Below are 17,073 nucleotides of genomic sequence, written 5' to 3'. Positions count from 1 at the left end.
GGGAGACCGGGACCGGTCGCGCCGTAGCCGCGAGGTAAGAGTCGGGCGCGGCTTAGTCAAGCCGGCGCGCGCGGCTCAGAACGGCTTCACGATCACCAGGATGACGATCAGCACCGCGGCGATCGCGGGTACCTCGTTGACCAGCCGCAGCGCGCGGTTGGAGAGCGTGGCACGACCCGCGGCGAGCTTGCGCGCATAGCCCACCGCCCAGCCGTGATAGCCCGACAGCAGTACGACCAGCGCGATCTTGGCGTGAAGCCAGCCGAGCCCCGGCGTACCGTCGGCGATGCCGGCGTTGAGCGCGAGCGCGATGCCGAGCACCCACACCAGGATCATCGCCGGGGTAAGGATGATTGCGCGCAGCTTGCCCTCGCGCTCGACCCATCGCGTCGACTCGGCCGGATCGGCGAGACCCTCCTGATGGTAGACGAGATAGCGCGGCAGCATGAACATTCCCGCCATCCAGAAGATCACGAAGATGAGGTGCGCCGCCTTCACCCAATCATAGGTCGCGCCGAGAAAACCCGCCATGTTCATGCCTCGCCCTTACGCGCCGCGGACGCGCGCGACCAGATGCTCCACGTGCGCCACCGGCGTGTGCTGGCCGATGCCGTGGCCCAGGTTGAACACGTGGGGCCGCTCGGGAAAGGCGGCGAGCACGCGGTCGATCCCGCGGTCGAGCGCGGCGCCGCCGACGCGCAGCGCGAGCGGGTCGAGGTTGCCCTGCACCGGCAACCCGGGCGGCAGCACGCGGTCGGCCCAGGCCGGGTCGACCGTCTCGTCGAGCCCGATCGCGTCGACCGCGGTGCCCGCGGCATAGGCCGGGAGCTTGCCGCCCGCGCCCTTGGGAAAGCCGATGATCGTCGCGTTCGGCCGCCGCGCGCGCAGGCCGTCTACGACGGCGCGGTTGGGTGCGATCACCCAACGCTCGAACTGTTCGGGCGAGAGGCTGCCCGCCCAGCTGTCGAACAGCTGCACTGCCTCGACCCCGGCGTCGAGCTGCGCGGCGAGATAGTCGATCGTGAGCGCGACCACCGCGTCGATGATCGCGGTGAAGGCCGCGGGGTCGCGATAGGCGAACAGCCGGGTCTCTTCCTGATCGCGGCTGCCCTGGCCCGCGACCATGTAGGTCGCCACCGTCCAGGGTGAGCCGGCGAACCCGAGGAAAGTGGTCGCGGGCGACAGTTGCGCGGCAACGCGGCGCACTGTCGCGTAGACCGGGACGAGCCGCGCCGGTGCCGCCGCGAGCGAGCCCAAGGTGGCGTCGACCAGCGCGGGCGCGAGCCGCGGCCCCTCGCCGGCACCGAAGCTGAGCTCCTGTCCGAGCGCCCAGGGCACCATCAGGATGTCGGAGAAGAGGATCGCCCCGTCGAAGCCGAAACGGCGAATCGGCTGAAGTGTCACTTCGGCCGCGGCCTCCGGATCGGTCGCGAGCGCGAGGAAGCCGCCCTTCTCGGCCCGCAGAGCGCGATATTCGGGGAGGTAGCGCCCGGCCTGGCGCATCAGCCACAGCGGCGGTCTGTCCTGTCGCTCGCCGCGCAGCGTGCGCAACAGCGGTTTGATGGTCTCGATCGCGGGAGTGGGCACGGGTGAGATCGTCCTCGCCCCCTTCAGATAATAGAATCTCGAAGAAGGTTGTTGATGCGGATGGCGCGTGGGTTGCGGTGGCTTAATCCGCCGTCACCGGAAATGCCAACAGCTTGACCGCGCGAGACCGACGCGGCGTCAGCGATTCGGCACGCCTCGTCCCCGCTATCCACAGGCTGTGGAGGAACATCGCGGCTGCGGACGAGATTGTGGATGGAATCGGATTCATCCACCGCCGCCGCGCTCGCTTGGCGGCGCGAGCGAGTTGCGCTAGCGCCCGTCACCATGTTGTCCACAGTTCGATCCCCAGGCGGCTGAGGATGGTGCGCCTCCACCTCCATCTGCTCTCCGATTCCACCGGCGAGACGCTGGAGAACATCGCCAAGGCGGCGCTGGCGCAATATGACGACGTCGAGACGGTGCGGCACTTCTGGCCGATGGTGCGCACCGAGATGCACCTCGACCGCATCCTCCAGGAGATCGCACAGAATCCCGGGCTGGTGGTGTTCACGCTGGTGAACCCGGTGACCCGCGCCGCGCTGGAGAATCGCTGCCGCGCGCTGGGCCTGCCGACGGTGGCGCCGCTCGACCCGGTCAACGACGCGCTGTCGATGCTGCTCGGCCAGCAGGCCAAGGCGCGCCCGGGCCGTCAGCACGTGCTCGACGCCGCCTATTTCGCGCGCGTCGACGCGATCCAGTTCACCATCGCGCACGACGACGGGATCGCGCACGAGGACTGGGAGGAGGCCGATATCGTCCTCGCCGGGGTGAGCCGCTCGTCCAAGACGCCGACCTCGATCTATCTTGCCAACCGCGGCTACAAGACCGCCAATATCCCGATCGTGGTGGAGAGCCCGCCGCCTGCCTCGCTGTTCGCGCTCGACTATCCCTTGGTGGTGGGGCTGACCACCAGCGCCGACCGACTGATCCAGGTGCGGCGCAACCGGCTGCTCTCGCTCAACCAGGCGCCCGAGACCGACTATGTCGACCAGGACGCGGTGGCGCGCGAGATCGCCTTCGCGCGGCGCATCTTCGCCGACAATGGCTGGCCCGTGATCGACGTCACGCGACGCTCGATCGAGGAGACCGCGGCGGCGATCATCGCGTTGGTCAACGAGCGCCGCGGCACCGCCACGCGCACCACGGACTGACCGACATGCTGATCCTCGCCTCGCAGAGCGCCTCGCGCACCGCCATGCTGTCCGCCGCTGGCGTCCCCTTCACCGCCGAGCCGGCGTACGCCGACGAGGCCGCGCTTAAGGCGGCGATGGCGGGGGCGCGCCCGCGCGACCTCGCCGACGCGCTCGCCGAATTGAAGGCGCTGAAGGTCTCCGCCCGTCACCCCGGCGCGCTGGTGCTGGGTTCCGACAGTCTCGCGGTGCTCGACGACGGCAGCGTGCTCGACAAGCCGACCTCACGCGACGAGGCGCGCGATCATCTCCGCCGCATGTCGGGGCGCCACCACGATCTGGTCAGCGCCGCGGTGGTCGCGGAGAACGGCCGGCCGGTGTGGCGCGTGGTCGACGCCGCGCGGATCATCGTACGGCGGCTGTCCGACGCGTTCATCGAGACCTACCTCGACGCCGAATGGCCCGCGATCGCCGGCTGTGTCGGCTGCTACCGCATCGAGGGACCGGGCGTGCAGCTCTTCGCCAAGGTGTCAGGCAGCCAGTTCACCGTCCTCGGCATGCCGCTGCTGCCGGTGCTCGACTATCTCCGCACGCGCGAGGTGCTACCGACGTGACGACACCCTATGCCGAGGTGATCGGCGACCCGATCGCTCACTCCAAGTCACCGCTGATCCACCGTTTCTGGCTGGAGGCGCTGGGGATCGCCGGCGACTATCGTGCCGAGCAGGTGGTCGCGGACGATCTCGGCCGCTTCTTCGCGGCCCGCGCGCGCGATCCCCACTGGCGCGGCTGCAACGTCACCGTGCCGCACAAGGTGGCGGCGCTCGACCATGTGCCCGATCCCGGCGGGGTGCGCGGCTCGATCGGCGCCGCCAACACCGTGTTTCGCGACCAGTCGGGAGCGCTCGCCGCGACCAACACCGACGCCGCGGGATTCCTCTCGCCGATCGCCGACCTCGATCTCGCAGGCGCGCCGGTGACGGTGGTTGGCGCGGGCGGTGCGGCGCGCGCGGTATTGTTCGCCCTGTCCAAGGTAGGGGCAGGGCGGGTGACCCTGCTCAATCGTACCCCGCTCAAGGCCGCCGCGCTGCTCGCCGGCTTCGGTCTGAAGGGCGACGCACTGCCGCTTGAGGCGCGGCTGCGCCCCGACACCGCGCTGCTGGTCAATACCAGTGCGCTCGGCATGGCCGGCCAGCCGCCGCTGACGCTCGACCTGGACCCGCTGCCCGAGGACGCGATTGTCTACGACATCGTCTACGCACCACTGGAGACCCCGCTGCTCGCCGCCGCGCGGGCGCGCGGGCTCGATACGGTCGATGGGCTGGAGATGCTGATCGGCCAGGCCGCGCTCGCCTTCGAGCTGTTCTTCGGCGCCGCGCCGCCGCGCGAGCGCGACGACGAACTGCGCGACCTGCTGCTCGCGTGAGCGCGCGATGATCGTGCTCGGACTCACCGGCTCGATCGGCATGGGCAAGACCACGGTGGCGCGGATGTTCGCCGAGGCGGGCGTGCCCGTGTTCGACGCCGACGCGGTCGTCCACCGCCTGCAGGGTCCGGGCGGCGCGCTGGTCGCGGCGATCGCCGCGCGCTTTCCGGGGACCACCAGCGCGGCAGGGGTGGACCGAGCCGCGCTCGGCGCCGCCGTGCTGGGGGACGAAGTCGCGCTGCGCGACTTGGAGGCGATCGTCCACCCCGCGGTCGCGGCCGAGCGCGCCGCCTTTCTCGCGCGCCACGCCGACGCGCCGTTGGTGGTGCTCGACGTTCCGCTGCTCTTCGAGACCGGCGGCGATGCCGCGGTCGATCAGGTCGCGGTGGTGTCCGCGGCCCCGGCAGTGCAGCGCGAGCGCACGCTGGCGCGACCGGGCATGACCGCGGCCAAGCTCGACTCGATCCTCGCGCGCCAGCTGCCCGACGCGGAGAAGCGCGCGCGTGCCGACGCGGTGATCGCCACCGACGTGCCGCTCGCCGAGACGCGTGCGGCGGTGCTGCGCCTGATCGCTTGCGCCCGCGCCGCGGTGGGTCGATAACGCTGCGCATGCGCGAGATCGTCTTCGATACCGAGACCACGGGGCTGAGCTTCGTCGGCGGCGACCGGATGGTGGAGATCGGCTGCGTCGAGCTGGTCAATCGCTGCGAGACCGGGCGCACCTTCCACGCCTATTTCCATCCCGAGCGCGACATGCCCGAGGAGGCCGCGCGGATTCACGGGCTTCGCATCGACTTCCTCTCCAAGCACCCGGTGTTCGCGCTCGGCGTCGAGGCGTTGCTCGAATTCATCGGCGACGCACCGCTGATCGCGCACAACGCGGGGTTCGACTTCTCCTTCCTCAACGGCGAGCTCGAGCGCTGCGGCCGCACCGCGGTGTGCCGCTCGCGCATGGTCGACACGCTCCAGCTCGCACGCACGCGCCACCCCGGCGCCAAGCACACGCTCGACGCGCTGTGCAACCGCTACGGCATCGATCGCTCGCACCGCGTGCTGCACGGCGCGTTGCTCGACGCGCAGCTGCTCGCGCAGGTCTATGTCGAGCTCCAGGGCGGGCGGCAGATCGGCCTCGGGCTGGTGAGCGAGCCGATCATGGTGACCGCCGCGACCGCCAGCAGCGCGCCGGCGCCGGCGCGCGCGCGTCCGCCGCGGCTCTTTTCGGCGAATGCGGCGGAACTGGCCGCGCATGCCGCGTTTCTGAAGGGGGTCAAAGAACCCCTGTGGGGGGCCGACGCGTCCGGATGACGCGCTTAGCACCAGCCGGGCAGGGGCTCGACCGGCAACGATGGAGAAGAAATGATGGATATCCGGATATCAGGTCACCAGGTGGCGATCGGCGACGCGCTGAAGGCCCATGTGCAGGACCGGCTCCAGGGTATCGCTGACAAATATTTCGCGCGCGCCATCTCGGCCGAGACCACCTTCGGCAAGGGTCCGCATGACAACGGCTTCACCTGTGACATCGTCGCGCATGTGACGCGCGGGCTGGTGCTGAAGGGGCGTCACGACGCGCATGACGCGCATCTGTCATTCGACGGCGCCGCCGAGAAGATCGAGAAGCAGCTGCGGCGCTACGTCCGCCGGCTCAAGGATCGCACGCCTGCCCACGCCGCGGTCGAGGCAGAGCAGGAGCGCAACGGCTACGACAACGCCGGCTACACGCTGTTCGCCGAGTCGGCGGACGAGGAGGAAGCCGGCGACGCGCCGCTGGTGATCGCCGAGACCCGCGTCGATGTGCCCGAGGCAAGCGTCTCCGACGCGGTGATGATGCTCGACCTGCGCAACACCCAGGCGCTGCTGTTCCGCAACGCCGGCACGGGCTCGTACAACATGGTCTATCGCCGCGGGGACGGCACGATCGGATGGGTTGAGCCGCAGCGCGCTGGCTGAGGCGCGCGCGGCCACCTACCTCGCATCGATCATGGCGACTGACCTGAGCGACCTGCTCGTCCCCGAGCTCGTCGTCGTGGGATTGCCCGCGGCGACGAAGAAGGCCCTTTTCACCCAACTCGGCACGCTCGCCGCGCCCTGGGTCGGGCTGGACGCGCGCGCGATCGCGGAGGGGCTGGCCGCGCGCGAGAAGGAGGGCTCGACCGGGTTCGGCGGCGGCGTCGCGATCCCGCACGCGCGGCTCGCCGGCATGCAGCGGGTCGCGCTGATCGTGGCGCGGCTGGCGCAGCCGCTCGGCTTTGCCGCGGTCGACGACGTCGCGGTCGACGTGGTGGTGGCCATGCTGTCGCCGCCTCATGCCGGCGGGAAGCATCTCAAGGCGCTGGCTCGCGTGGCGCGGCGCTTCCGCGACCGTACCCTGGTCGCCAAGCTGCGCGGCGCGGGTTCGCCCGACGCGATCTACGCGCTGCTCACCGCGGACGATACGCGTGACGCCGCCTGAGGGGGCCGCAGCGCATCACCGCGCGCTCGAGTCGCTGTACGCGGCGGCCCCGATCAACCGTCTGTTCGAGTCGCGGCTCGAGATCCCGGAGCCCGGCGTGGCGCGGATCCGTTTCCGCGTCGACCAGCGCCACTTCCACGCCGCCGGCGCGGCGCACGGCACCAGCTATTTCAAGATGCTCGACGATGCCGCCTTCTATGCGTGCAACAGCCTGGTGACCGATCGTTTCCTGCTCACCACCCAGTTCAGCCTGCTGCTCACGCGCCCGCTCGGCGAGGGCGAGGTGGTGGCGGAGGGGCGCTGGGTCAGCGGGCAGCGCCGTGTCTTCGTCGCCGAGGCGCGATTGATCGCAGTCGACGGCGAGGAGGTGGCGCGCGGCACCGGTACCTTCATGCGCTCGCGGATCGCGCTCGCCAGCCTGCCCGGCTATGCGGCGCCGGCGGCATGAGCGCGCGGTTGCCTACCCATCTCGCGGTCGGCGCGCTGCTCAGGCGAGTCAATGACGGCGGCGGCATGGCGGTGGTGCGCGCCTCGGGCGAGGCGCAGTCGGGTGCGGTGCTGGTGCTGTTGTGCGAGGGCCGCTCGCTGCGCGCGGTGGAGCGGATGCGCGGGATCGACGACCGCGACGTGCTGATCGCCGCCGGTCCCAGCGACGGCGACTCGGCCGCAGTCGAGGACTATTGGCGTTTGCGACGGCGTCGTGACCCCGACCTGTGGGTGATCGAACTGGACGTCCCGGACGCCGAACGGTTCGTCGCTGAAACGATGCTGGTCGATTGACGCTGTTAACCCCTCGCCCGTAGCGAGATGGGATCGACAACAGGCGTTGTGCCGATGCGGGGTGCGATCCCGAACGGTGACGCAGTCGGGGGGGCACCCGGTCGGTCTTTTGAGCAGCTAACGCTGGTTCAGCGACCGTTCCCGCGTACCCACCGCACAGACAAGACGTGGAATGCCATTAGGTTCCCGCGCTGCCGCTTTCGCAGCGTTCACTGCCTCGATCGTCTCGCTGGCCCTGCAGAGCGCGCCCGGCCTCGCCGCCGAAGTGCCGACGCTCCCAGGGGTCACCGCGAGTCAGCTCGCCGTCACCGACGCGGTTCCCGCGACGGCGGCGCCGGCGCCCGATAGCGCCGACCAGATTCTCGACCAAGCCGCTGCCGAGCAGGCGGACGAGCAGGTCGCTTACCCCACCCTCGCCGCGGCGGTCGCGGATCAGTCGATCCCGTCGAACACCGACGAGGACATGCGCTGCCTCGCCGGCGCGATCTATTTCGAGTCGCGCGGTGAACCGCTGAGCGGTCAGCTCGCGGTCGCCGAGGTGATCCTCAACCGCACCAAGTCGCGCCGTTTCGGCGGCAGCGTGTGCGACGTCATCACCCAGAAGGGCCAGTTCTCCTTCGTGCGCGGCGGCGTGATGCCCGCGGCACCGTCGAACGACGACTGGCGCACCGCGATGGCGGTGGCCAAGGTCGCGATGAAGGACGCGTGGGAGACCGACGCGTCGAACGCGCTCTACTTTCACCACCGCAGCACCGGCCGCGCCGCCGGTCAGCGCGTCGCCTCGATTGGCAACCACGTCTTCTTCCGCTGAGCGCCGTTGCGCTTGCGAGTGATGGGGTGAGCGTTTCCGGACCTCGCTGATCGAGCCAGGTAACCCCCAACGACTTCGTCACCCCGGCGAAAGCCGGAGTCCAGCTACGGAACAGATGTGGGTCTCACCACGGCCCTCCAAGCTGGACCCCGGCCTTCGCCGGGTGATGCGTTGACGGCGTGTCGCTTGCTCTTGTGGCCGTCAGCCCGCGTACGCCTTGGTGAGATCGAACAGATAATCGCGCGCGGCATAGAGCGACTCGACGCGGATGCGCTCGTCAAGCCCGTGCACGCCGTTGAAATCGGGATCAAGGAAGGTTCCCGGCACGCCGTAGACCGGGATGCCGATCGCCTCGAGGAACACGCCGTCGGTCGCCCCGGTCGACATCGTCGGCAGCAGCGGCACGCCGGGGAAATGCTTTTTCGCGAGCGCCTCCATGGGGCCGATGATCTTCGGATCGAGCGTCGGCGGCACCGCGGTGGGGCGGATCGGCTGGTTGGCGGTGACGGTCACCTTGCTTCCCGCCAGCGCGCGCAGCTTGGCGAGCGTGCCGTCGACCGTCTCACCCGGGAAGATGCGGCAGTTGACGTTCGCGGTGGCGCGCTGCGGCAGCGCGTTCTCGGCATGACCCGCGCTCAGCAGCGTCGCCACGCAGGTGGTCCGAAGCGTCGAGTGCATCACCTTGTCGCGGCTGACGATCACGTCCGCGGCGCGGTCCTGCGGGTTGACCAGCAGGCGCGTGATCGCTGCCGCCTGCTCGCCGCCGACCCGCTGCGCGGTCGCGGTGAAGTAGGCGCGGGTCGTATCGGTGAACCGCACCGGGAACTCGTAGTTCTGCACCGCCTTGATCGCGTCGGCGAGCTCGTAGATCGCATTGTCCGGCACCGGCGTGGAGCTGTGCCCGCCCGGGTTGGTCGCCAGGAAGGTGAAGTTCTGCGCCGCCTTCTCGCCGACCTGCACCGCCAGCAGCTGGCGCTTGCCCTGCGCGTCGAGCCGCCCGCCGCCGCCCTCGTTGAGCGCGAACTCGGCCGCGATCAGCTCGGGGCGGTGCTGCGCCAGCCACTGCGCGCCGTTGAAGGCGAAGGTGGTCTCCTCGCCGCAGGTCAGCGCCAGCTTGATCGTGCGCTTGGGACTATAGTTCTGCTGCCGGAAGCGCACCATCGCGTCGGCCCAGATCGCCGCCATCGCTTTGTCATCGACCGCGCCGCGCGCGTAATAATAACCGCCCTCCTCGACGAGCTTGAAGGGGTCGCGCTGCCAGTCGGCACGCTTGGCCTCGACCACGTCGAGATGGCCGAGCAGCAGCATCGGCTTCAGCGCCGCGTCGCTGCCACGTAGCACCGCGACGACGCCGCCGTCCTTCGGGTGCTCCGGGGTGGAGAAGAGCGTCACGTCCGAGTCGGCATAGCCCGCGCGCTTCAGCCGCGCCGCGACCTGCTCGGCCGCCTGGGTGCAGCTGCCGACGTTGACCACCGTGTTGGTTTCGACCATCTCGCGGTAGAGATCGAAGAACGCCTTTTCGTCCGGTTGCGTTTGCGCCGCGACGGCGCCGCCTGTCGTTGTTCCCGCCAGCAGCCCGGCGAGCAGCGCCGCCATCCCGATCCCGCGCATCGATCCTCCCTCGTTCGTCCGCGGCCAGCCTCGCAGCGAAGCGGTCGGGGCGCAACGGGGCTCAGCCGCTGCGGCGCAGGTCGCGCGGCAGGAGCAGGCGCAGCTCGCGGTTGGCGAAATCGATGTGGACGCGGCGGAACAGGCGCAGCGCGTCCATGCCGAGCATCAGCGCGGGCTTGTCCTCGATGCCGAAGACGCGGAACGGCGCGGCGTCGGCGAAGGCGATCGGCAGCGCGCGGATCTTGGCGGGCCCCAGCGTCATCTCGGGCAGCAGCGCGTAATCGGCGGCGAGCTGCACCCCGAGCACGCTGGTCAGCACCGTGGTCTCGCCGCGTCGTCCGGAGAGCAGGCGACGCAGCGCGAGATTGCCGAGGCTGACGCTGGTGCCGGTGTCGAGCACCACCCGAACGCGCCGCCCCGCGACCGTGGCGCTGGTGACGACGAGCTGACCGAACAGGCTGCGCGCCTGGATCACGATCTCGCCGGGTTCTCGCTTCAGCCGCTCGCGCCGGCTCGACGGCGTGACCTGCATCCGCTGCGCGTCGAAGTCGATCGTCAGCGCCTGGCCCTGCAACGTGTCGATCCCGAGCATGCCTGGAGCGCCGAGGTGACGCGCCTCGAACATCGGCGCCTCGATCCGTTCGCCGCCGACCCGCGCGACCGGCTTTGGGCTCACCGACAGGGTGGGGAGGATCGCGGTGTCGACGTCGCTCGTCCCCGCCATCGCGACCACGCGCACGCGGCGCCCGGTGGCGAGGCCGAGGTGCGCGGCGAGCTGGCGCGAGATCACGCTGCGCTGCGCGCCGGTGTCGATGATGAAGGGGAAGGGGCCCGCACCGGCGATCTCGACCGGCACGGTCATGCGATCCTCGGCGGTGAGAAAGTCGAGCGCGTCGCCGGCATCGGCGGGCAGGTCGTCGGGAAGCGTCACCGGGACGACCCCGAGTGCCGCCGTCGGCGCAGGGGCGGGCGCCCCCGCCTGCGCCGACGCCGGCAGGGCGATGCTGGCCAGCATGAGCGCGAGCCACCTCTCCATGGCGGCGATGGTACGCCCGATCCGGACGCAGCGCCAGCGGAGATACCGACGGCTGAGATGGCGCGGGGCAGCGGTCGCCCCGATGCTCAGCGTCCCTGTCCGCGCCAGCGCTGGATCGTGCGCGCGACGATCTGTTCCTCGCCGCCGCCGTCGCGCCACAGCTCCGAGAAGACCGGATCGTCGGAGGCGGGTCGCTTGCCCTCCTCCAGCGTGTCGAAGGCGACACGGATCGGGATGGCCACGCCCTCGCCGCACACGATCGCCTCGCGGTTGCGGAGCGCGGGCAAGGCATCGAGGAAGCCGCGCGCGCCCTCGGGCATGGCGGCGCGGACGAACGCCTGGTCGCGCTCGTTGTTGAGCCGCATCGAGATGATCGTGCCGCACTGCGAGAGCACGCCCTCGGCGAGGTCGGACGGACGCTGCGTCACCAGCCCCAGCGACACGCCGTACTTGCGCCCCTCCTTGGCGATGCGGCCGAGGATCCGGCCCACCGCGGTGCGTTCCTCGCGACCGGCGGGGACGTAGCGGTGCGCCTCCTCGCAGACGAGCAGGATCGGACGCTGCGGCTCGGCCCTCGACCAGATCGCGAAGTCGAACACCATGCGGCTGAGCACCGCCACCACCACCGCTGTGATCTCGCTCGGCACGCCCGAGACGTCGATGATCGAGATCGGCTTGCCGTCGCCGCAGAAGCGGAAGATGCGCTGCACGAAGGCCGCCATCGTGTCCGCCACCAGAAGCCCTGAGAACATGAAGCCGTAGCGCGGGTCGGCCTTGAGCTCGTCGAGCTTGTTCTTGAGCCGCAGGTAGGGCGCGGTGTCGCCGGCGCGGTCCATCTTGCCCATTTCCTGCTGCAGGATCTGGGTGAGGTCGCTGAGCAGATAGGGGATCGGTGCATCGACGGTGAGGCGCGCGATCTCCTGCCCGAGCCGGCTCTTGCCGCGCGCGGCGAGCAGGCATTTGGCGAGGATGTCGGCGTCGACCTGGCGCTCCGCTCCGGCGCTGGTGAGCAGCACCTCGCAATGCTCCTCGAAGTTCATAAGCCAATAGGGCATCTGCAGGTTCGAGACGTCGAACAGCGCGCCCTCGTCGGCGAAGGCGGCGCCATATTCACCGTGGGGATCGATCATCACCACGTGCGCCTGCGGCGCCAACCGGCACAGGCGGTGGAGGATCAGCGCCGCGGCGGTCGACTTGCCGGTGCCGGTCGAGCCGAGCAGCGCAAAATGCTTGCCGAGCAGCGAGTCGACGTACAGCGAGGCGCGCACGTCACGGGTCGGGTGAACGGTGCCGATCGCGATCGCAGCGCGACCCGAGGCGGCGTGGACCTGCTCGAGGTCGGCGCCGGTCACCGCGAACACCTCCGCGCCCGGCAGCGGGAAGGCGGTGACGCCGCGGCGGAAATGGTGGAGGTGGCCGGTCAGCCGCTCGACCTCGCCCTCGCCGATGAAGTCGATCGCGGCGATCACCTGGTCGGCCTGGCCGCGCGCCAGCCGCACCGTCCGCACCGTCGCCACCAGCCACATCGCGCCGGCGCGCACCTTGAGCTGACCGCCGACCTGTCCGGCGCTGGCGACCAGCGGGTCGGGGTGGCCGGCGAGCGCCGCGAGCGAGGGCGAATCAAGCACCAGCTCGCCCTGCCCGCCCGCGATCTCGAGCACATAGCCGAGCGGCTCCGGGCCCACGGGCGAGGGCGCCGCGAGCGGCGCATCCGGGAAGGCGGCGGCGAGCGCCGCGCGGAACTCGCCCTGGCCGACGATGTCGTTCATATGAAGCTGCTTTTCCCTGCGATTCCGCGGAGGCCAGCGGTACGGCAGCTTCGTAAAGATAGGATGGAGGCGGGCGTCTCAGGCGCGCTGCGCGAAGCGTCCCGCGGCCCATCCGAGCAGCACCGACAGCGCCACCGCCGCCAAGCCGTAGAGAATCTCGTGGCGCTGCGCCGCGGCGGCGACGAAGCGCTCGAAGCCCGATTTGCGGATGTCGATGTCGCGCACCGCGGCGGCGAGCACGCGGCCGTCGCGGATCAGGAAGGTCTCGGCGGTGAAGCGCCCGACCGGCACACGCGCCGGGATCGCGACTCGCGCGCGGTACAGCACGCCGTCGGTGATCTCGACCGCGCCCGGCGCCTCGTAGAACAGCCCGGCGCGGCGGCGCTGCTCGACCAGCCCGCGGGTGAAACGGTCCTGCACCTCGGTCGGCGCGGCGGAGGCGGGCGAGAGCTGCAGGCTGTCGAGCCCGAGCTCGTAGATCGCGCGGGTGCGCGCGTCGACCAGCTGGCCGAGCGGGCGCGACGATGCCAGCGCGTAGAAGGACGGCGCCGAGCGATAGCGCAGCCGCCCCGCATTGACCCAGATGCCTGCCACCTTCTCCTTCTCGCGGATCGTGATCGACTGGGTCGGCCCCTTCACCACGATGACGATGTCGGCGGGGCGCTCGCCGGTCGGCACGCGGCCGCCGGGATAGAGGATCGCGCCGAACAGCAGCAGCTCGGCACCGGTGAAGCTGTACGCGATCTCGATGTCGCGCTGCGACACGTCGGGCACCAGCACCGGCTTGCTCTGCGCGGTGAGCAGCGGCGCGGCGAGGGCCAGCGCCCAGGTGGCGCGCCTCACGACAGCTCCACCGCGTAGATCTCGTCGGGGCGCCAGCCGAGCCCCAGCGCGATCCGCCCCGCCACCAGCAGCACCATGAGCGCCAGCGCGAGGCGGAGATATTCCGGCTTGGCGCGTGCGGCGAAGCGGGCGCCGACCTGCGCGCCGACCACCGAACCGACCAGCAGCAGCGCGGCGAGCACGATGTCGACCGCGCGCGTCGTGGTGGCGTGGACCATCGTCGCGGCGGCGGTGACGAACAGGATCTGGAACAGGCTGGTGCCGACCACCACCGAGGTCGCCATGCCGAGCAGGTAGATCATGGCGGGGACCAGCACGAAGCCGCCGCCGACCCCGAGCAGGATCGTCAGGATGCCGGTGAAGAAGCCGAGCAGCAGCGGCGCCAGCGGCGAGATGTAGAGGCCCGAGGCGTAGAAACGCATCCGGAACGGCAGCGACGCGACCAACGGGTGGTGGCGGCGGCGGCGCGGCGGCGCGGTGCGGCGACCGCGCGCCACCAAAATCGCGCTCACCGCCTCGCGCAGCATCAGCAGCCCGATCGACCCGAGCAGCAGCACATAGGTGATCGCGATCGTGGTATCGATCTGTCCCCAGCGCTGGAGCAGCCGGAACAGCCAGGCGCCGAACAGCGAGCCGAGCACGCCGCCGATCACCAGCACCGTGCCCATGCGCGTGTCGACGCCGTTGCGGCGGAAGTGCGCGAACACTCCCGAGACGCTGGCGCCCGTCACCTGCGTGGCGGCCGAGGCAGCGGCGACAGTGGGCGGGATGCCGTAGACGATCAGCAGCGGGGTGGTGAGGAAACCGCCGCCGACCCCGAACATGCCCGAGAGCAGCCCGACGCCCGCGCCGAGCGCGATCATCACGAGCGCGTTCACCGACAGATTCGCGATCGGCAGGTAGATGTCCATGGCGTTCCCAGCCGCTAGCCGGTTCGGCGCGCCGACGCCACCGCGCGTTCCCGCGCTAATGATCGATCCCGATCGTGAGCGCCGCGCCCGAGCCCGGCCGCGCGTCGCCGGCGACCCGCGCGCGCCACGCCAGCGTCGCGCGGGCGCGCCCGAGCCGCAGCGTCGCGGTCGGGCCGACGTCGAGCCGCTCGGCGGCGCGCTGCGCCGCGCCCCAGGCTCCCAGACCGAGCCGCAATGTCGCCTCGCCGCGCCGCGTCACGGGCTGCTCGAGGCTCACCGCACCGTCGGCGTAGCCGCCGCGCCGCTCGATCACGCCGGCCTGGACATAGCCGTCGAGCAGGGCGCCGTGACTCAGCGTCCTGTCGCTGACGCCGCCGGCAACGCCGAGACCCCAGCCGCCGCGCAGCCCGGCGACACCGACGCGGCGCTCGGCCAGCACCCGGAGCGGCAGCGCACGCGGATGCCACTCGATCGCCGCGATCGCCTCGCGCTCGTGCGCCTGAAGCGCCGACACCAGCCGCAGCGAGGCCGCGAGTCGTCCCTCGTCGTCGATCCCCCGGGCGAGCCGAACGCCCAGCTGTGCCCCGCCCAGTTGGGGCGCGGCAGTGCTCGTCGTCGCACCACCGCGAAGCAGCAGCCAGCCGGTCTGCGACCAGCGAGGCGTCAGCGCGGCGTCCTCAGGGACGGCGCTGCCAACGGTGATCGGCGCTCTCCGTCGCTCGGACGACGGGCCGATCGCCATGGTGGATCCGGTGAGCGGCATCGGCCCTTCTGGTGTCGCACGCTCCGCGGCGGCGATCAGCCTCGATGGACGTGGTGGCCGAGGTGACGTCAGCGGCCGTGCCGCAGAGGCGTGGCCGGGGCGAACGTCGGACGCGGGTATCGGCGGGTGGGTCGCTACGCGCGCGGTCGCGGCTGCTCGTCGGTAGGCGAGGGACAATGCGCCGGGCGGGCGATTGCCCGTCGACGCCACCATCGCCGCCGATCGCCGCGGCACCACACCGTCGCGCCACAGCCACGCCGCGCGCGCGCTCACCCAGAGCGCGAGCAGCAGACCCCAGCAGCGCAGCGCGCGGCCCTTACTCATGGCAGGTCCGGGAACCGATGCGCGGTCTTGTCCCATCGCGGCGGCGCGCCGCGCAGGGCCGCGACGTGGAGCCGCAGCGCGCGTCCCGCGGACAGGATCAGCACCGCATTGGCGACCGCGATCCGCGGCAGCGCGCGCAACCCTTCGCGCCAGCCATAGGCCGCTGCGGTGAGCCGAGCGCGTGCGATCAGCCGCCAGCCGAGCAGGACCGCGTTGACCGCGAGAAGCGCACGGAGGCCATGGCCCGCCGCCGGCGGTGAGTCACCGCGCCAATGGTGACCTAGCAGGCCCACCGCGGCGAGCGTCGCCGCGAGATAGGCCGTCGCCACCGCGGTGGCGGCGAGCGGCGCCCTGCGGTCGCGCCAGCGCATCCAGCGTTCGGCCGCGCGCGGTGCACCCCACCCGGTCCGGTCCCAGCCGGCGAGCGCGATGCCGCCGATCCAGCGCGCTTTCTGCCGCACCGCGTGCGTCAGCGTATCGGGGAAGTAGGCGCGGGTCGCGATCAGTCCGCCGCCGGGGTCGCGTTGGCGCACGAACCGCACCGCCATTCCGAGCGAGGCGGCGCGAAGCCCCAGCTCATAGTCCTCGGTGAGGCTGTCCGCCGCGAACGGCAGACCGGTGACGCCGGCGAGCCGCTCCAGCGCGTCGTGACGGATCGCGCAGCCCACCCCGGCGAGCGGCAGCGCGGCGCCGAGCGCGGCGCGCGCCACGAGGTCGCGCGCGTGCGTCTCGGCGAACTCGTCGGCGTAGTGGCCGGTCACCCAATGTCGCGCCGGATCGATCAGCGGCAGCACCGGCAGCTGGACCAGCACCGCGCTGCGCAACGCCTGCTCGGCCACGCGCAGCTCGAGCGGGTGGACCATGTCCTCGGCGTCATGAAGCACCACCGCGTCGGGGCGCCACGCCGCCTCGGCGGTGAGCGCCTGCCACAGCTGATTGAGACAGTCGGCCTTCGTGGTCGGGCCGTCCTGGTCTCCCACCACCAGACGGACACGCGGGTCATCGACCGTTCGCACCGCGTCGGCGGTGGCGGGATCGTTCGGGTAACAGCCGACATAAAGGCGGTAACAAGGATGATCGTAGCGCGCGAGCGTCGCTCGCAGCATCGCCCCGATCACCTGTTCCTCCTGCCACGCGGGAATGAGCACCGCGAAGCGGAGGTGCCGCACGCCCGCCAAAGTGAGGACGGGCGCATCGGCGCGTCGTACCGACGCCGCGATCAGGTCGAGCAGCACATCGTCCAAGCCCAGCACGAAGAGCACGGCCGCGGCGAAGATCGTCGTCTCGACCGCGCCACGATCGATCAGGCCGAGCGCCGTCATCGCTGTCCCCCGACAGCGCATCCTTGATCTGCGGCAAATTTTCTCTCGGGCCTGTGGCCGATCGGCAACGCTCGCGAGAAAGCGTTAACCGTGGCGAACAAAGCGACCGGGCGCGCGTTAGCCGCCGCGGTCCCTTTCCCCCTTTCGGGACCGGTGCCGACCCCAAGCCGGTACTGGCCGCGTCGCGGCGTTCGTGGCGACGCGGCCGAACCGCGGGTGAGGGATGTCGGGCTCGTAGACTCGCTAGACACCCGAGTCTTGTAGGTGCCTCGCTCGACCATGGCGGCGCGGGATCACATGAGCGCAGC

The 17,073-nt window shown here is 71.0% G+C and carries 20 protein-coding genes; 10 read left to right on the top strand and 10 right to left on the bottom strand.

Annotation, left to right across the window (positions count from 1 at the left end; genetic code table 11):
• Positions 1-75: 75 nt before the first annotated feature.
• From FHY03_RS10245 to FHY03_RS10235, 3 genes are read right to left on the bottom strand one after another with little or no spacing between them, the layout of a single operon-like run.
• Positions 76-531, bottom strand: a complete 456-nt coding sequence (locus tag FHY03_RS10245; protein ID WP_183931305.1) for a CopD family protein — start codon at positions 529-531, stop codon at positions 76-78.
• A gap of 15 nt (positions 532-546) precedes the next feature.
• Positions 547-1,572 (bottom strand): uroporphyrinogen decarboxylase, encoded by a 1,026-nt coding sequence (gene hemE, locus FHY03_RS10240; protein WP_409314194.1) that lies wholly within the window; start codon positions 1,570-1,572, stop codon positions 547-549.
• A gap of 38 nt (positions 1,573-1,610) precedes the next feature.
• A complete protein-coding gene (locus tag FHY03_RS10235) occupies positions 1,611-1,883 on the bottom strand; it encodes a hypothetical protein (RefSeq protein WP_183922605.1) in 273 nt (90 codons plus the stop codon).
• Between the two features lie 24 nt (positions 1,884-1,907).
• Here FHY03_RS10235 and FHY03_RS10230 point away from each other — a divergent pair, with 24 nt between their 5' ends.
• The 10 genes from FHY03_RS10230 (at position 1,908) to FHY03_RS10185 (ending at position 8,186) form a co-directional block, all read left to right on the top strand.
• Entirely contained in the window at positions 1,908-2,738 is an 831-nt protein-coding gene (locus FHY03_RS10230; RefSeq protein WP_132908428.1) for a pyruvate, water dikinase regulatory protein, read from the top strand.
• A 5-nt stretch (positions 2,739-2,743) separates the two neighbouring features.
• Positions 2,744-3,331: a nucleoside triphosphate pyrophosphatase gene (locus tag FHY03_RS10225; protein WP_183922607.1), complete on the top strand. Its 588-nt coding sequence runs from the start codon at positions 2,744-2,746 to the stop codon at positions 3,329-3,331.
• Positions 3,328-4,143 (top strand): shikimate dehydrogenase, encoded by an 816-nt coding sequence (locus tag FHY03_RS10220; protein WP_183930600.1) that lies wholly within the window; start codon positions 3,328-3,330, stop codon positions 4,141-4,143. The genes FHY03_RS10225 and FHY03_RS10220 overlap by 4 nt, the downstream gene beginning before the upstream one ends.
• 7 nt (positions 4,144-4,150) lie before the next feature.
• A complete protein-coding gene (gene coaE, locus FHY03_RS10215) occupies positions 4,151-4,744 on the top strand; it encodes a dephospho-CoA kinase (RefSeq protein ID WP_183922611.1) in 594 nt (197 codons plus the stop codon).
• Positions 4,745-4,752: 8 nt separating this feature from the next.
• Complete coding sequence (gene dnaQ, locus FHY03_RS10210; protein WP_183922613.1) at positions 4,753-5,448, top strand: DNA polymerase III subunit epsilon; 696 nt, start codon at positions 4,753-4,755, stop codon at positions 5,446-5,448.
• Between the two features lie 54 nt (positions 5,449-5,502).
• On the top strand, positions 5,503-6,093 hold the full coding sequence (hpf, locus tag FHY03_RS10205) for a ribosome hibernation-promoting factor, HPF/YfiA family (RefSeq protein ID WP_183922615.1): 591 nt from the start codon (positions 5,503-5,505) through the stop codon (positions 6,091-6,093).
• A gap of 31 nt (positions 6,094-6,124) precedes the next feature.
• Positions 6,125-6,595, top strand: a complete 471-nt coding sequence (locus FHY03_RS21035; RefSeq protein WP_183922617.1) for a PTS sugar transporter subunit IIA — start codon at positions 6,125-6,127, stop codon at positions 6,593-6,595.
• Entirely contained in the window at positions 6,582-7,043 is a 462-nt protein-coding gene (locus FHY03_RS10195; RefSeq protein WP_183922619.1) for a PaaI family thioesterase, read from the top strand. The genes FHY03_RS21035 and FHY03_RS10195 overlap by 14 nt, the downstream gene beginning before the upstream one ends.
• Positions 7,040-7,375 carry a DUF1491 family protein gene (locus tag FHY03_RS10190; RefSeq protein WP_183922622.1) on the top strand — a complete coding sequence of 112 codons (336 nt, stop codon included), beginning with the start codon at positions 7,040-7,042 and terminating at the stop codon, positions 7,373-7,375. The genes FHY03_RS10195 and FHY03_RS10190 overlap by 4 nt, the downstream gene beginning before the upstream one ends.
• A 172-nt stretch (positions 7,376-7,547) precedes the next feature.
• On the top strand, positions 7,548-8,186 hold the full coding sequence (locus FHY03_RS10185; RefSeq protein ID WP_183922625.1) for a cell wall hydrolase: 639 nt from the start codon (positions 7,548-7,550) through the stop codon (positions 8,184-8,186).
• A 201-nt stretch (positions 8,187-8,387) separates the two neighbouring features.
• Here FHY03_RS10185 and FHY03_RS10180 read toward each other — a convergent pair whose 3' ends face one another.
• The 7 genes from FHY03_RS10180 to FHY03_RS10150 all read right to left on the bottom strand — a co-directional run bounded on the left by FHY03_RS10180 (position 8,388) and on the right by FHY03_RS10150 (position 16,765).
• Positions 8,388-9,797 (bottom strand): M20/M25/M40 family metallo-hydrolase, encoded by a 1,410-nt coding sequence (locus FHY03_RS10180; RefSeq protein WP_409314185.1) that lies wholly within the window; start codon positions 9,795-9,797, stop codon positions 8,388-8,390.
• A 61-nt stretch (positions 9,798-9,858) separates the two neighbouring features.
• A complete protein-coding gene (locus tag FHY03_RS10175; RefSeq protein WP_183930598.1) occupies positions 9,859-10,833 on the bottom strand; it encodes an aspartyl protease family protein in 975 nt (324 codons plus the stop codon).
• 86 nt (positions 10,834-10,919) lie between these two features.
• Entirely contained in the window at positions 10,920-12,602 is a 1,683-nt protein-coding gene (locus FHY03_RS10170) for an ATP-binding protein (RefSeq protein ID WP_183930596.1), read from the bottom strand.
• A 78-nt stretch (positions 12,603-12,680) separates the two neighbouring features.
• Entirely contained in the window at positions 12,681-13,445 is a 765-nt protein-coding gene (locus tag FHY03_RS10165) for a TIGR02186 family protein (protein WP_183922634.1), read from the bottom strand.
• Entirely contained in the window at positions 13,442-14,356 is a 915-nt protein-coding gene (locus FHY03_RS10160) for a sulfite exporter TauE/SafE family protein (RefSeq protein ID WP_183922636.1), read from the bottom strand. The genes FHY03_RS10165 and FHY03_RS10160 overlap by 4 nt, the downstream gene beginning before the upstream one ends.
• Before the next feature lie 55 nt (positions 14,357-14,411).
• A complete protein-coding gene (locus tag FHY03_RS10155; protein ID WP_183930594.1) occupies positions 14,412-15,443 on the bottom strand; it encodes a hypothetical protein in 1,032 nt (343 codons plus the stop codon).
• The gene (locus FHY03_RS10150; RefSeq protein WP_183930592.1) at positions 15,440-16,765 is read right to left on the bottom strand and encodes a glycosyl transferase family protein; all 1,326 of its coding nucleotides are present in this window, start codon (positions 16,763-16,765) and stop codon (positions 15,440-15,442) included. Before FHY03_RS10150 ends, FHY03_RS10155 begins: the two co-directional genes overlap by 4 nt.
• Positions 16,766-17,073 lie beyond the last annotated feature (308 nt).

Origin of the sequence: Sphingomonas sp. BK345 (assembly GCF_014193845.1) — a bacterium.
Taxonomy (GTDB): Bacteria; Pseudomonadota; Alphaproteobacteria; order Sphingomonadales; family Sphingomonadaceae; genus Sphingomonas.
This window is presented reverse-complemented; position numbering and strand designations above follow the sequence as displayed.

What these genes read in the sequence shown, in the direction of transcription:
- FHY03_RS10245 (WP_183931305.1), bottom strand. Translation starts at nt 531, where the DNA reads ATGGCGGGTTTTCTCGGCGCGACCTATGATTGGGTGAAGGCGGCGCAC.
- FHY03_RS10230 (WP_132908428.1), top strand. Translation starts at nt 1,908, where the DNA reads ATGGTGCGCCTCCACCTCCATCTGCTCTCCGATTCCACCGGCGAGACG.
- FHY03_RS10225 (WP_183922607.1), top strand. Translation starts at nt 2,744, where the DNA reads ATGCTGATCCTCGCCTCGCAGAGCGCCTCGCGCACCGCCATGCTGTCC.
- coaE (WP_183922611.1), top strand. Translation starts at nt 4,151, where the DNA reads ATGATCGTGCTCGGACTCACCGGCTCGATCGGCATGGGCAAGACCACG.
- dnaQ (WP_183922613.1), top strand. Translation starts at nt 4,753, where the DNA reads ATGCGCGAGATCGTCTTCGATACCGAGACCACGGGGCTGAGCTTCGTC.
- hpf (WP_183922615.1), top strand. Translation starts at nt 5,503, where the DNA reads ATGGATATCCGGATATCAGGTCACCAGGTGGCGATCGGCGACGCGCTG.
- FHY03_RS21035 (WP_183922617.1), top strand. Translation starts at nt 6,125, where the DNA reads ATGGCGACTGACCTGAGCGACCTGCTCGTCCCCGAGCTCGTCGTCGTG.
- FHY03_RS10190 (WP_183922622.1), top strand. Translation starts at nt 7,040, where the DNA reads ATGAGCGCGCGGTTGCCTACCCATCTCGCGGTCGGCGCGCTGCTCAGG.
- FHY03_RS10185 (WP_183922625.1), top strand. Translation starts at nt 7,548, where the DNA reads ATGCCATTAGGTTCCCGCGCTGCCGCTTTCGCAGCGTTCACTGCCTCG.
- FHY03_RS10180 (WP_409314185.1), bottom strand. Translation starts at nt 9,797, where the DNA reads ATGCGCGGGATCGGGATGGCGGCGCTGCTCGCCGGGCTGCTGGCGGGA.
- FHY03_RS10175 (WP_183930598.1), bottom strand. Translation starts at nt 10,833, where the DNA reads ATGGAGAGGTGGCTCGCGCTCATGCTGGCCAGCATCGCCCTGCCGGCG.
- FHY03_RS10170 (WP_183930596.1), bottom strand. Translation starts at nt 12,602, where the DNA reads ATGAACGACATCGTCGGCCAGGGCGAGTTCCGCGCGGCGCTCGCCGCC.
- FHY03_RS10160 (WP_183922636.1), bottom strand. Translation starts at nt 14,356, where the DNA reads ATGGACATCTACCTGCCGATCGCGAATCTGTCGGTGAACGCGCTCGTG.
- FHY03_RS10155 (WP_183930594.1), bottom strand. Translation starts at nt 15,443, where the DNA reads ATGAGTAAGGGCCGCGCGCTGCGCTGCTGGGGTCTGCTGCTCGCGCTC.
- FHY03_RS10150 (WP_183930592.1), bottom strand. Translation starts at nt 16,765, where the DNA reads ATGACGGCGCTCGGCCTGATCGATCGTGGCGCGGTCGAGACGACGATC.